Genomic DNA, 13,937 nt, shown 5'->3' on the forward strand with positions numbered 1-13,937 from the left:
CTGCTTTTCTATTTTATAATTCTTTTCTTAATCTCGCTACCGGAATATTAAGCTGTTCACGATACTTTGCAATCGTTCTTCTGGCGATATTGTAGCCCTGCTCTTTCAGAATAACCACTAAAGCATCATCCGTTAGAGGTTTTCTTTTATTTTCTTTGCTGATCACTTCCTGAAGATGCATTTTGATTTCTTTTGTAGAAACTTCCTCTCCGTCATCGTTCGTTAAACTATCCGAGAACAGATCTTTAAGGTAAATAATTCCGTTCGGCGTATCGGCATATTTACTTTTTACCACCCTTGAAATCGTTGAAATATCGAAGCCAGTAATATCGGCAATATCTTTAAGAATCATGGGTCTCAAAGATTTTTCATCTCCGGTAAGGAAATAGTCTTTCTGAAATTTTACAATGGCTGTAATGGTTTGTAATAATGTATTCTGGCGCTGATTAATGGCATCAATATACCATTTTGCCGCATCTAATTTTTGCTTGATGAACAAAGCCGCCTGTTTGTGTTCTGCTGAATTTTTATCGTGAGAATAAGTAGATAAAATATCTTTGTATTCTTCAGAAACTCTCAGCGTAGGTGCGTTTTTACTGTTCAGCATCGGAACAACCTGTCCGTCTTTCACCTGAATTACAAAATCCGGGATAATTTCCTGATTAATGGTAACGGTTTGCGTATCAAAGTTTCCTCCTACTTTCGGAGATAATTTTGAAATTTCATCCAGAGCGTCTCTCAGATCTTCCTCCTCGATATCATACTTCTGAATGATCTTGTTATAGTGTTTGTTGGTAAGTGCATCAAACTGATGTCTCAGAATACTGGCAGCCAGAGAAACCGCTTTATCTGAGCTTACTTTTTTCTCAATCTGCAGCAAAAGACATTCCTGAAGACCTCTTGCTCCCACACCGGGCGGATCAAGCTTCTGTACATAGTTTTCCAGAATATCTTCTACATTTTCTCTCGTTGTATAAATTCCCTGAGAAAACGCAAGGTCATCAACAATAGATTTTATTTCTCTTCTTAAATATCCGTCTGTATCGAGATTTCCGATAAGATATTCCGCAATCTTCAGATCTTCTTTGTTAATATTGGCAAGATTAATCTGTTCCATGAGATAATCATACAAAGACTGCCCTTCTGTCAGAAGACTTTCGTTATCAAATTCCTCATCGTCTGATGAATAGTTGCTGGATGCTGTTTTATAACTTGGTTCGTCGTCGTAAAGATATTGGTCTACATCAAAATCCGTTTCAATACTTTCCGTTCCTTCTGTTTCATACGTATCTTCGAGAGAAGAATAATCATCTTCCTTAGATTCTTCTTTTGCGATCTCCAATGCCGGATTTTCTTCTAACTCCCTCTCAAGTTCCTCTTCAAACTCCAGTGTGTGAAGCTGGATCAACTTCATTAACTGGATTTGCTGGGGAGCCAGCTTTTGTCCTAATTTGAGTTGTAAGTGTTGTTTTAGCATATTACTAGTTGGTGTTTTAACATAACATATTTTACGAATTTAATACTTTTTTTTGACAAAATTAAATTTTAGCACGATTTTTGTATTCAATTACGTATAATAAACTATTTAAAATAAACGAAAAAAGCCCTGAACAATGATTTTCAGGGCTTTTTTATTCTTATATATCCAAATTTTCAGGATCTCTTCTGTTATCCCAAAACGCCAGAATTTCAATAACATCTTTATTAACCCGATAATAAAGGGAAAAATTTTTATCAATCAAAACATATTTAACATCATCAATTTCAGAGGGTGAACCTATATTCGGATTTTCGGAAATAAGTTTTTCTTTTTTCTCAACTTCTTTTCTTAGCTTTTTTGAATATGTTTGGGAAGAATTATGAGCAATCCAATATTTTAATGTGTCAGCAAAAGATAACAATGCCTGACGAGTCCATTTTATCTGAAACATTGATCCAAAATTTCTTTAGCATCTTCTTTACTAACAAAATCTCCTTTATCAGCCTCATCTATACCCTTTAGCAATTGTTTCTTCTGCCACTCTGTAAGATTTTCTTCTTTATCAATTTCAAAATTAATTTTCAGCTCTTTCAGAAGAGCTTTCAGAAGATTGATCTGATTTTCGTTTTCTGTATGTATGGTAATTGTACTCATCATCATTATTTTAAGTAAAGTTAATAAAAAAATCCTTCCGATGTTCTCAGAAAGATTTCTATATGTTTTTATTAAAAATTAAAATTCAGCGTTTTTCGGAGTTCTCGGGAAAGGAATTACATCTCTGATGTTCGTCATTCCTGTTACGAAAAGAATTAATCTTTCCAATCCCAGACCAAATCCTGCGTGCGGTACAGAACCAAATTTTCTTGTATCTAAATACCACCATAATTCATGCTCATCAACGTGCATTTCTGCCATTTTCTGCTTAAGAACATCCAGTCTGGCTTCTCTTTCTGAACCTCCGATGATTTCTCCGATTCCCGGGAAAAGAACGTCCATCGCAGCAACTGTTTTTCCGTCTTCATTCAGCTTCATGTAGAACGCTTTGATCTCTTTTGGATAATCAAACAAAACTACCGGACTTTCGAAATGTTTTTCTACCAGATATCTTTCGTGCTCAGACTGAAGATCGGTTCCCCAGTTTTCAACCGGATACTGGAATTTCCCTTTCTTATTTTCTTTTGAGTTCATTAAGATCTCGATAGCTTCTGTATAAGAAACTCTCTTGAAACGTTTCGCAATTACATTTTCAAGCTTTTCAATAAGACCTTCTTTTGCTCTGTCCTTTTCAGGCTTCGATTTTTGCTCTTCTTCAAAACGTTTGTCTAAGAACTCAAGATCATCTTTGCAGTGATCCAATACATATTTAATTACATATTTTAAGAAATCTTCTGCGAGATCAATGTTATCCTCAAGGTTGTTAAACGCCACTTCCGGCTCTATCATCCAAAATTCTGCCAAGTGACGGGTTGTGTTTGAATTTTCTGCACGGAAAGTCGGCCCGAAAGTATAAATTCTTCCCAATCCCATCGCCGCAGTCTCTCCTTCAAGCTGTCCGGAAACCGTTAAATTTGTTTTTCTTCCGAAGAAATCCTGAGAAAAATCGATGTCTCCCTGCTCATCTCTTGGAATATTGTTCAGATCAAAATTCGTTACTCCGAACATTTCTCCGGCTCCTTCTGCATCAGCTCCCGTAATGACCGGTGTGTTGATGTAGAAAAACTGATTCTGGTTAAAGAAAGAATGTACCGCAAAACTCACCGCATGACGCACTCTGAAAACTGCTCCGAACAAATTGGTTCTGAATCTCAAATGCGCCTGATCTCTCAAAGTCTCCAATGAGTGTTTTTTAGGCTGAAGAATCGTTTTGTCTCTTTCTTCCGTGAAGTTATCTCCTAAAATGGTAATTTTTTTAGCTAAAATCTCAACAGCCTGTCCTGCTCCCTGACTTTCCACCACTTCTCCTACAATTTTAAGGGAAGAAGCTGTACTGATTTTGCTGATAATCTCTTCGTCGAAATTTTCAAAATCAACAACAATCTGCAAATTATTAATCGTAGAACCATCATTAAGCGCAATAAAGCGATTCGCACGGAACGTTCTTACCCAACCGTAAACCGTAATGTCATGATGTAATACTTTCTTGTAATCCTGTAGGATTTCCTTAATGGTCTGCTTTTTCATTTGTTGATTAAAATTTTTCTGTAAAAATTAATGTCTGCAAAGTTACAAAAAAACAGCGCAATTTGAGGATTACACTGTTTTAATTCAGTTCATTTATCAATTAATTACTCAAAAAATTATGCTTTAAATAAGAATCAATTGAAGAAAATCGATTTTTTTCGCTGTTTTCCTTTCCTAATTTTCCATGCATGATAAGAACTCGGAACATCATATTGCCATTTGGGAAGGATTAAAATAATTAAAATTACGTCAATATGCGAAACAAATCCTAAAATAACGGTAAGATAAAAAGTCCAACCTGCCTGTTGAAATCCAATTAAATAGGTAAAAGCGATCAGCAAACTTAGTCCCCACATTTTCGATAAAAAAGCGTGAGTACAGGTCTCTTTGCCGAATTTTAGCCAGCTTATTATATAGCAAAGTGCTTCCATTACGAAAATTAGAGTAACTCCTTTCCATTCGTTTTTTATTAATTCAGCATTTAAAAAGTAAGAAGCAAATCCAAGAGATAGCCAGAATATCAAATCGGTCTGACTGTCTAATCTTCTAAGTTTTTCGGAAGAAACACCGACTTTTCGCGCGATAATTCCGTCGAAAATATCCGTTAATAAACCAAAATACATTAAGCTTAAAATTAAAAACCGGGATTGCTCTCCTTTAAAATAAGCTAATAAAAGAATGACCGGAGCCAAACAAAATCTTGTGGCGATTAATAGATAGGGTATTGTTTTCATTTCAATTATTTTTAAGATTTAGAAGACTAAATTAAATCCCAAAGAAAATCTGAAACCTGAAGTAGAAAAGTACTTATAAGGTTCGTATTCAATATTATAACCTGATTCAGCAGAAATAAAATGGTAAAAAACTATTCCAAATTTTGGTGATACGGCATATGGAGTAATTCCGGCGCCGGTATATAAATTGGTAATTATACTTTTTTCTTTGAAATCTGCAATTTTGTAAAAATAATCCAGTTCCGGAATGACAATAAATTTTCTTTCCGGTGTATCCCACCAATTGAAATGCCCTCTTAAACTCACATAATTATTTTCATTAAGAGGAATTTTCGGACCGAAAGAAAGAAAAGATTTATCATTCATGATGGTTAATTCGAGACGAGTGCAAATAATTGATCCTATAATTGCCCAGTCTTTTTTGTTGCCGATTTGTGCGTTTACAAAACTGCAAAAAGACAGCGCAATGATTAATACAAAATTTTTCATGATTGCTTATTTTAAAAATTACACCTCAAAGCTATACTTGAAAAGCTGTTTCATAAATGCGAAAAAAAATTAAAATAAATCTCTACATTTGTGAAAATCGCAAAAATCATGTATCAGGAACGTTTGCTTAAAGAAATCCGAAAAAAGATTGGCGAAAAATCTCTGAATGACGAAATTGCCAACATTCTCAATATCAGCTACGATGCGGCACACCGAAGAACTTCCCTGAAAGCAAAATTCAGTTTAGAGGAAGCTTTGGAACTGGCAAAGTATTTTCAGATTTCTCTGGATCAGTTTCAGACTTCTGACCGACAGATTATCGTAAGAAAAACAAGTGTTGTTACGAAAACAGAAGATTTAAAATCATTTTTCCAGAACAATCTCAATGTGTTTGAAAATCTTCCTCTTTCAAAAGGAATGACGATCTATTATTCGGCGAAAGATATTCCGTTTTTCTACACGCTTTCAGATTCGATGCTTTCCCGTTTTAAAGTATATGTATGGATGAATCTGCTTAATTCCAAACAAGTTTTCATTCCTTTTTTGCAGTTTTCGCCTCCCGATTTTAAACTCGACACGAAAGAACTCAGGAAGAAATATGAGGAACAGAATGTTATTGAGTTATGGAATAACAGTACCATTTCGAGCATCCTACAGCAAATTTTGTTTTATTATGAAACGGGGCACCTGAAACAGAGTGAGGCTCGGATTATTTTAAATGAATTAACGGAACTTATACAGTATATTGAGGAAAAAACAGAAAACGATACGAAATTTCAGTTGTATGAAAATGAACTGATGCATCTTTCCAATGACATCTTTTTTCATCATCCTCAACAGTCACTCTTTGCCATTCCGACCAATATGTTTGGCTATATTCTGATTAACGATGAAAAGACATGTACCGAAACACTGAATTATTTTGAGCATCAGATTAAAAATTCAAAGTCGATGAATACTTCGGGAAACCGGGACCGAAAAATATTTTTTAACAGAATGTATACTCAGATTGAGGATTTGAAAAAGAAACTGAATACTAAAATGTAAGCAGCAAAATTATTTGTAAAATTATTCGTCTTTCTTGGAAGGAACCAAGAAAACATCAATAAGACCTTCGGGAAGCTGCATTTTGATGAATCTTTCATCTCTGTTCACTTCTAAGATCCAGTCTTTGATGATAGGGATTACCACTTCTTTTCCGTCGAGATTGGTGATAAAGTAAACCTGTGCTGTCTGATCGTTTACGGAACGGATCACTCCACAGTCGTTATCATTTTCATCATGGATATCGTACCCGATGATTTCATGGTAATAAAATTGCTTTCCGGTAAGTTTTGGTAAGCTTGAGAGAGGAAGATAGACATTTTTTCCCAATGACTGATCCACTAAAGCTTCCGAGGAATTTTTAAAGGCAATATTAAGAGCATCCAATTTACTCCAGGATGATTTTTCAATAAAAAAAGGAACCAATAATCCGTTGATTTCAACGAATATTGATTCCAGTTTATTGTAAAGCTCGGGTTGATCGGTATCCAGTTTAAGGATAACGTTTCCCGCAAGTCCGTGTCTGCGCGTGATTTTTCCTAATAAATAGCAATCTTCTTTACGCATACCGGATTTTTCTTAAGCTTCAGTATTTTCTTCTGTAGATTCAGCAGCAGCTTCTCCTTCTGTAGTTTCTTCAGCAGGTGCATTTGCAGCTTCTTCAGCAGCTTTAGCGTCTGCTTCAGCCTGTGCAGCAGCAGCCAATCTAGCTTCATTTACTTTTACTTCAGCTTCTAAAGCAGCTTTCTTAGCATCAGATTTAGCAGTAGCCAAACCGTCTACTTTACCTTGTACTTTAGCTTCTTTAGCTTCTACCCAAGCATTGAATCTTTTTTCAGCTTCAGCCTCATCAAAAGCTCCTTTAGCAACACCACCTTGTAAGTGTTTTTTGTAAAGCGCTCCTTTGTAAGAAAGAATAGCTCTTGCAGTATCAGTTGGCTGAGCACCGTTGTTTAACCACTTTACAGCAGAATCAACGTTCAAATCGATAGTTGCAGGGTTTGTAATTGGGTTGTATGTTCCTAGTTTTTCGATGAATTTACCATCTCTTCTTGCTCTAGAATCTGCAACCACGATGTGGAAAAAAGGTCTTCCTTTAGATCCGTGTCTTTGTAATCTGATTTTTACTGACATAATGTTTGAATTTTACGGGAACTCGTCCCAGTTAAATATTTAAGAGTGCAAAGATAATAAAAAAGTTCAAAGTAAAAAGTTTCCAGTAAAAAGTTTTGTAAATTCTCTTTTTTTTTGGAGCCGGGAACCTGCTCTCACTACTCGCTTTTTCCTTGGATTCCGGCGCGGCTTCGCCGCGCCGGAATCCAAGGAAAAAGCTCATACGTGCCGTTCGATCAGGGCTATTTAGTCCAAATTACCCATGTAGAACAACCCAAGACATTTTTGATTTTCCTCAATCGTTAAAGACTCTTTTAAATGATCTACGATTTTCGGGGAACTCCAGTAACATCCGATTTTATTTGCTGTACAGGTCAAATACATATTCTGAACCGCCATAGAAACTGCGGCAATTTCTTCCCATTCCGGAACCATTCCGCTGAAATTAACAACAATGGAGACTACGGTATCTGCTTTATTGATTTTAAAGCCGATATCATTGTATTTTTTTTCTAAAAAAAGATGTTCAGGTTGGGTAAATTTGTAAATCGACTGCATTTCTAAAGAAAGATTTGCTTTTTCCTCCCCTCTGAATATTTTAAAACGCCAGGGTTTTGTACGTTTATGATTGGGAGCTAACGTTGCCGAATGTAAAATTTCTTCAAGAATTTCCTGTGAAATTTCAGTATCCGAATAATCTTTCGGGAATATACTTCTTCTCTGCTCTATGATTTCTTTTAAAACTTCTGCTTTATTCATGAGCGTAAAATTACGAAAAAGTTGATGGCTGGCTGTTGATAGCTGATAGTTTTTAGTTATTGATAAGTTAGATTACGCGTTTATTTTAAAAGTTTGTTTGTCTTTCTGACGAATATTCAACGGTAATATCATCAAAATAGATTCTTCATTCCGCTACGCTCCATTCAGAATGACAGCAATGTTTAGTTTGAAAAATTCATCATTCATCATTCATCATTCATCATTCATAAAAATTAAAGTACCTCAACAATTTTCTGATGGATTTTATTGAGCGTAAATTCATCTCCGGGTTTCATGCCCATCATTTTCTTTGCCATCGGGCTTTCAGATGAAATAGCGTAAAAGCGGTCTCCTTCGAAGAAAAATTCACCTAAAGAAACTGAAATATAAAACCGTGCCTTATTGGTAATGACCAGAGAACCCAGTTGAACTCTTTCGGTAGAATTATTCAGGACTTTAGCCATATTTCTCCTGAGATCATTTAATGCGCCCAACTGACGCTGCATCTGGTAGATTTCTTCCTGCATTTCCTCGCGCATGCTGTCATATTTCGGAGTTTTTTTTATATCACGGCTTGCTTCCTGAGTAAATTCAATAAAGTTTTTAAGTTTCTCAATTTTTTCGGCAATTACGTTCTTCACATAATTTCTTATGTTATTTTTCTCAAATACGGTCTTCTCCATGAATCAAATCTTTATATAAAGATAATATTTTTTCAATAATTCTTACTCGGCTTAACATAAAATAACAATTCCAAATATGGTACTGAAATTTTAAAATAATTTCTACATTTGTTTTTTAACAAATAAAACTAAAATACCATGTTTAAAGCACCATTTTCTTTCGAGGGAAGAATCAGAAGAACAGAGTATGGACTATCCTATCTTATCTATTTAGTATTTTCTGTTCCCTTCAATCTTTATTTTAATATTAATAATAACGAAGATCCTCCAGGAGTTCTTCTTATTATCTTTTTACTATTGCTTATTCCTCTAGTGTGGTTTATGTTAGCACAAGGAGCAAAAAGATGTCACGACAGAGGAAATTCAGGATGGTTTCAGATTATTCCCTTCTATTCCCTTTGGATGTTGTTTGGAAACAGCGACCATGGTCCGAATGAATACGGTCCCAATCCGAAAGGTGAAGGAAATTACAATTCTATCAATGAAATAGGTCAAAAAGAATATTAAGAATAAAGCCTTGTGAAAAATTTCACAAGGCTTTATTTTATTTTGATGTAAAAAATCTTTATTTTTCTACTAATTTCTTCAGATTATTCAGACCTTCTTCATAGGATTTTCCCATTTGGTAATCCATCATCGGGCGCATTATTTTCATCATCGGATCTTGTTCCGTATCCATCGTCCACGTTACTTTTGTACCATTTCCTTCTGGAGATAAAGTAATTTCTGAGGTTGCCTGTCCCGCAAAAGGTCTTTCAAAAATCATTTCAGTCTTTTGTTTCTGATTTTCAACCAATTCTTTTATTTCCTGACATCCTGCTCCTGCATCATCATTTTTGCTGTCCCAACAATATTTATCTCCCACCTGTCCTTCATTTCCGGAGTACGTAAGTTTCATGTTCGGATCCAACTTCATCCACGGATTCCACTGGTTGAATGCTTTTGTGGAACTGATCTGTTTCCAGACTTTTTCTTTCGGAGCGTTCATCACCATAGATTTTTCATAATGATAATTGTTGCCGAAAGCCAAAATGGCAACTACAGCGTAAACTGCAATTAACAAAATAATGATTCCAAGAGCCTTTAAAAATGTTTTCATCGTTATATTATTTTAGGAGTTTATAATTTTATCTTAATAAGACTTCAGTTAACTGTCAAAATTAATCAATCCGGCTTCATCTTAACTTTGCATATGACAAGATTATACAATAATATCAATTTTGTCACAACTTCTTTTCAGGCATCATTTTTGAGCATTTTTGCTGTCGGTTCCGGAGAATCATTAAATTTACAATAATTAAAAATCAGAATATGAATATTTTAACAGAAAAATTTACCACACCATATCATTCAGCACCTTTCGATCAGATTAAAACTGAAGATTATCTTCCTGCTTTTAAAGAATTAATTAAAAAATCCGAAGAAGAGATCGATGCGATCACCAATAATTCTGCAGAACCAACCTTTGAAAATGTAATTGAAGCATTGGCGTATTCAGGAGAGCAGCTTGATGTGGTTTCCAATATATTTTTCAATTTAAATTCTGCAGAAACCAGCGACGAAATCCAAAAGATCGCACAGGAAGTTTCTCCGATTCTAACAGAATATTCTTCAAAAATTTCTCAAAACGAAGCTCTTTTCAGTAAAATTAAAAAAGTGTACGATGAAAAAGAGAAATATAACCTCAACGAAGAGCAGAAAATGCTTCTGGAGGAAACGTACAAAGGTTTTGTGAGAAGCGGTGCTTTATTAAATGAAGAAGACAAAGAGAAATTAAAGAAAATCAGCATGGATTTGTCTTTAAAATCGCTTCAGTTCGGACAGAATGTATTGGCTTCAACGAATAATTATTTTAAACATATCACCAATAAAGAAGATCTTGCGGGGATTCCGGAAGCTATTCTTGAACAATATGCAGAAGAAGCCAAAGAAAGAAATCTGGAAGGATGGGTGGTAACGCTGCAATATCCAAGTTATATTCCGTTCATGACGTATGCTGAAAACCGTGAGCTTAGAAAGGAAATTACTTTGGCAAACGGCAAAAAGTCTTTCGACGGCGGAGAATTTGATAATCAGAATTTAATTAAAGAATTGCTGAATTTAAAACAGCAAAAAGCTGAATTATTAGGCTATAAAAATTATGCAGATTACGTTCTGGAGGAAAGAATGGCAAAATCTCCGACAAAAGTTATCGATTTTCTGAACGAACTTTTAACCAAAGCAAAACCTTATGCCGACAAAGAAATTGAAGAGTTGAAATCTTTGGCAAAAGCAGACGGAATTGAAGAAATGCAAGGTTATGACCACGCTTTTTATGCAGAAAAACTCCGCAAAGCAAAATATGATCTCAATGATGAAGAATTAAAACCTTATTTTCCGTTAAATCAGGTTCAGGATGCTGTTTTCGGATTGGCAAAACAACTTTTCGGATTGACTTTTGAGGAAAGAAACGATATTCCGAAATACCATGAAGAGGTAAAGGTTTATGAGGTAAAAGAAGTCTTCGACTCCGCTCAGACTGACAACAAACAACCATCAACCCAATTCAAAGCGCTGCTTTATGTAGATTATTTCCCGCGAAAAAGCAAAAGAGCGGGAGCATGGATGACGAGTTATAAAAACCAGTACAAAAAAGACGGCGAAAATTCCCGTCCGCATATTTCTATCGTTTGTAATTTCAGTAAGCCGACGAAGGATACGCCGAGTTTACTGACGTTTCAGGAAGTAACGACTTTGTTCCATGAATTTGGTCATGCTCTTCACGGAATGCTTGCCGATACGCAATACCCTACTCTTTCCGGAACTTCCGTAAAATGGGATTTCGTGGAGCTGCCTTCTCAATTCCTTGAAAATTTCTGCTACGAACCGGAATTCTTAAAAACGTTCGCAAAACATTACAAAACAGGAGAAGTTTTGCCGGATGAAAAAATTGAGAAAATCGCCCAGTCTAAAAACTTTATGGAAGGTTATCAGACCTTGAGGCAGCTTGGTTTCGGGTTACTGGATATGAATTACCATACTAAAGTTGAAGAGTTGGAGAATAAAAGTGTAAAGGAGTTTGAGGATGAATATACAAAAGCAACACAGTTATATCCTGCGAATCCTGAAACGGCGATGAGTCCGAGTTTTTCACATATTTTTCAGGGTGGATATTCTGCGGGATATTATTCTTACAAATGGGCGGAAGTTCTGGATGCAGATGCGTTTCAATATTTCAAGGAAAACGGAATTTTCAATCCTAAAATTGCTGCAAAATACAAAGTTCTTCTTTCTTCCGGCGGTACAAAAGATCCGATGGAGCTATACAAGAATTTCAGAGGAAGCGAACCGAAAGTGGAAAGTTTGCTGAAGAGAGCGTTTGGATAAAAACATTTCTAAAACCATTAAGTTATTGAGCTTAATGGTTTTATTTTAAAAATCCGTAATGAAAATTTAAGCTATTCTTAATTATAAATCTGAAACGCAAAGCTTTATATTCAGAGCTAAATATTTAAGTAAAGCAAAGTGAGGCAGATTTCATCTGCTATGAAGCGCACGTTTCATCATCTGCACATAACGGAAATATGCTTGTTCTCTTTAATCTTAAAAATTGTTTTACTTTGCGTAGAATTAAAATTTATATTTGAGAATCCGTTTTAAACCAATTCGAAATTAAAACCATGGAATTAATTAAAGACATTGTCTGTCAGGTTTATTTTGACGGAAAATCAACCGAAAAAATTTTTGAACTTTTACATCTTTATCTGCCTAAATATGAGTCTTTGAATTTAGATTATACTTCCAGAATAGATAGCGAAGAAGGCTTTACCAGCAATAAAGAGATGATCGATTATTTTGTAAATAAAGATCATGTTGACCAGACATTTTACTGGAATCAATATGTAAATAATCCTGATAAAATTTCATTTGGCGTCAATATCACAGATGATAATAAAACTGTCTTCAGTTTAACTATTGACGGAACCATTACTTTAGCTGAAATTTATTTAAATGATTTGAAACAAAGGCTGAATTCTGATATCGGAGTTATTACTTTTTTTAATCCTGCCGAATATGAAAATGGACTTGATTTTAAAATGAAGTATCAATAATTTTCACAGTTTATTATTAGATTTGAAATAAAAAGTGACAATGTACAATATCAAAGATCTTTACAAAACCTTAGATGAACGACGACGTCCGGAAGATGTTGCGGAAATGATTGTTGAACTTATGAAAGTTCAACTTTCAACTCATGAAAATCAAATTCTGGAAAAGGCAGCAAAAGGATCTCTGAATAGAAATCTGTACGGCTATACTTCAATGTTAGAAAGTTTTGGAACTACAGTTGGTGCAGAAGTCCAAATTAATAAAGCCATAGAAATCTTTAAGATTGAAACTCAAAAAACTGACAAATATGGTCGTAAGACAGAAGATATTGAAGATTTTTTAAATAAGACTTCTCCCCTCATTTTTAAATCCTTTGGTCAGAATAATTTTAAGACAGACAGGCTGAACAAAATTCAAAGAAAAGAAATAGGTCTGGATATTTCTAAACGGAATTACAATAAAAAATGGCGTCTCCTGAAAAGGATCGAAAAGAAATTAAAAACATTAATTCAGGAAACTAAAAAGCTTGAGTTTCAAAAAATTTCTAAACACGGACTAGCTCACACGATAAGTTTTGAGGATTTTCAATCTGATCTAAATACTGCATGTTTTATCGCTTATTATAATGCACGCTGCAATATGAGAAGTGTATTTACCAATCAAAGTCAGGAGAGACCATTTGATGAAATTTGCGAAATTTTATTCGGGAGATGTAAAGAAAATCCTGAAAATACAAATTGGTGGGCAATTTCTCATATTTACACAAGCGATACAACTTTAAATCATTTAAGTGATAAACAAAAAGGCGAACTCTTGGGCAAATGGACATCTATTATTCAGGAAATCTCCGGTTTTTTAGAATTGTTATGGAACAAAAACAATATCAATCGCCAGACAATGGCTGTAAGACGCGGAAATGATTCTACAACCTGGAATAATACAGCCGGAGCATGGAATAAAGCAAGAGACAACTGGATGAATCTTATTTATGCAATGGGAATGGATTTTATTCTGGAAGACATTTGCTTTGGAAAAGTCATGAGATTAATGGCTGCTGATGTTGTTGCATGGCATTATGCAACAGGCAGTAAGATTGATCCTAATACAGAAGTATGGAACAAGATTCCTCTACCTTGGGAAGTTTTTCAGGGGAAAGCATTTTGCAATAAAAAATTAATTACAGATATTTGCCGAGAAGCAAGAATAGATCCCGAAAAATGCGGATGGATTGCACCAAGACAACATTCAGTTGCGAAATTTAAACCGACACCCGAACTTGTACACGGAGTAACGGTTTCAAATCCATTTTTGGCAGCAGTTTTAAGAAAGAATAAATTTTTCTCTGGAAAAATAAATTAAAAATTA

16 protein-coding genes are annotated in these 13,937 nt (G+C 34.9%); 5 read left to right on the forward strand and 11 right to left on the reverse strand.

What is annotated here, in order from left to right; translation table 11 throughout:
* Positions 1-13 precede the first annotated feature (13 nt).
* The 6 genes from rpoN to KKI44_RS08870 all read right to left on the reverse strand — a co-directional run bounded on the left by rpoN (position 14) and on the right by KKI44_RS08870 (position 4,884).
* Positions 14-1,477, reverse strand: coding sequence for an RNA polymerase factor sigma-54 (gene rpoN, locus KKI44_RS08845; RefSeq protein WP_214590669.1), 1,464 nt, complete (start codon positions 1,475-1,477; stop codon positions 14-16).
* Positions 1,478-1,637: 160 nt separating this feature from the next.
* The gene (locus KKI44_RS08850; protein WP_214590670.1) at positions 1,638-1,931 is read right to left on the reverse strand and encodes a type II toxin-antitoxin system RelE/ParE family toxin; all 294 of its coding nucleotides are present in this window, start codon (positions 1,929-1,931) and stop codon (positions 1,638-1,640) included.
* The gene (locus KKI44_RS08855; protein WP_214590671.1) at positions 1,919-2,140 is read right to left on the reverse strand and encodes a DUF2683 family protein; all 222 of its coding nucleotides are present in this window, start codon (positions 2,138-2,140) and stop codon (positions 1,919-1,921) included. Before KKI44_RS08855 ends, KKI44_RS08850 begins: the two co-directional genes overlap by 13 nt.
* 72 nt (positions 2,141-2,212) lie before the next feature.
* Positions 2,213-3,661: an asparagine--tRNA ligase gene (gene asnS / locus KKI44_RS08860; RefSeq protein WP_214590672.1), complete on the reverse strand. Its 1,449-nt coding sequence runs from the start codon at positions 3,659-3,661 to the stop codon at positions 2,213-2,215.
* 134 nt (positions 3,662-3,795) lie between these two features.
* Positions 3,796-4,395, reverse strand: coding sequence for a CDP-alcohol phosphatidyltransferase family protein (locus tag KKI44_RS08865; RefSeq protein ID WP_214590673.1), 600 nt, complete (start codon positions 4,393-4,395; stop codon positions 3,796-3,798).
* 18 nt (positions 4,396-4,413) lie between these two features.
* The gene (locus KKI44_RS08870) at positions 4,414-4,884 is read right to left on the reverse strand and encodes a hypothetical protein (protein WP_214590674.1); all 471 of its coding nucleotides are present in this window, start codon (positions 4,882-4,884) and stop codon (positions 4,414-4,416) included.
* Positions 4,885-4,974: 90 nt separating this feature from the next.
* On the opposite strand from KKI44_RS08870, the gene KKI44_RS08875 reads away from it, so the two are divergent.
* Positions 4,975-5,931, forward strand: coding sequence for an XRE family transcriptional regulator (locus tag KKI44_RS08875; protein WP_250902184.1), 957 nt, complete (start codon positions 4,975-4,977; stop codon positions 5,929-5,931).
* Positions 5,932-5,952: 21 nt separating this feature from the next.
* Here KKI44_RS08875 and rimM read toward each other — a convergent pair whose 3' ends face one another.
* The 4 genes from rimM to KKI44_RS08895 form a co-directional block, all read right to left on the reverse strand.
* A complete protein-coding gene (gene rimM / locus KKI44_RS08880) occupies positions 5,953-6,495 on the reverse strand; it encodes a ribosome maturation factor RimM (RefSeq protein ID WP_214590675.1) in 543 nt (180 codons plus the stop codon).
* Positions 6,496-6,507: 12 nt separating this feature from the next.
* Positions 6,508-7,062 (reverse strand): 30S ribosomal protein S16, encoded by a 555-nt coding sequence (locus KKI44_RS08885; RefSeq protein ID WP_214590676.1) that lies wholly within the window; start codon positions 7,060-7,062, stop codon positions 6,508-6,510.
* 225 nt (positions 7,063-7,287) lie between these two features.
* Positions 7,288-7,800, reverse strand: a complete 513-nt coding sequence (locus KKI44_RS08890) for a nitroreductase (protein WP_214590677.1) — start codon at positions 7,798-7,800, stop codon at positions 7,288-7,290.
* A 233-nt stretch (positions 7,801-8,033) separates the two neighbouring features.
* Positions 8,034-8,483, reverse strand: coding sequence for a hypothetical protein (locus KKI44_RS08895; RefSeq protein WP_214590678.1), 450 nt, complete (start codon positions 8,481-8,483; stop codon positions 8,034-8,036).
* Positions 8,484-8,621: 138 nt separating this feature from the next.
* On the opposite strand from KKI44_RS08895, the gene KKI44_RS08900 reads away from it, so the two are divergent.
* A complete protein-coding gene (locus tag KKI44_RS08900) occupies positions 8,622-8,990 on the forward strand; it encodes a DUF805 domain-containing protein (RefSeq protein WP_214590679.1) in 369 nt (122 codons plus the stop codon).
* A gap of 58 nt (positions 8,991-9,048) precedes the next feature.
* On the opposite strand, the gene KKI44_RS08905 is transcribed toward KKI44_RS08900, so the two are convergent.
* Entirely contained in the window at positions 9,049-9,582 is a 534-nt protein-coding gene (locus KKI44_RS08905; RefSeq protein ID WP_214590680.1) for an SRPBCC family protein, read from the reverse strand.
* Between the two features lie 212 nt (positions 9,583-9,794).
* Here KKI44_RS08905 and KKI44_RS08910 point away from each other — a divergent pair, with 212 nt between their 5' ends.
* The 3 genes from KKI44_RS08910 (at position 9,795) to KKI44_RS08920 (ending at position 13,931) form a co-directional block, all read left to right on the forward strand.
* Positions 9,795-11,849, forward strand: coding sequence for a M3 family metallopeptidase (locus KKI44_RS08910; RefSeq protein WP_214590681.1), 2,055 nt, complete (start codon positions 9,795-9,797; stop codon positions 11,847-11,849).
* 293 nt (positions 11,850-12,142) lie between these two features.
* Positions 12,143-12,574, forward strand: coding sequence for a hypothetical protein (locus KKI44_RS08915; RefSeq protein WP_214590682.1), 432 nt, complete (start codon positions 12,143-12,145; stop codon positions 12,572-12,574).
* A gap of 40 nt (positions 12,575-12,614) precedes the next feature.
* Complete coding sequence (locus tag KKI44_RS08920; protein WP_214590683.1) at positions 12,615-13,931, forward strand: hypothetical protein; 1,317 nt, start codon at positions 12,615-12,617, stop codon at positions 13,929-13,931.
* The last annotated feature ends 6 nt before the right edge of the window (positions 13,932-13,937 follow it).

This window comes from Chryseobacterium sp. ZHDP1, assembly GCF_018603435.1.
Taxonomy (GTDB): domain Bacteria; phylum Bacteroidota; class Bacteroidia; order Flavobacteriales; family Weeksellaceae; genus Chryseobacterium; species Chryseobacterium indicum.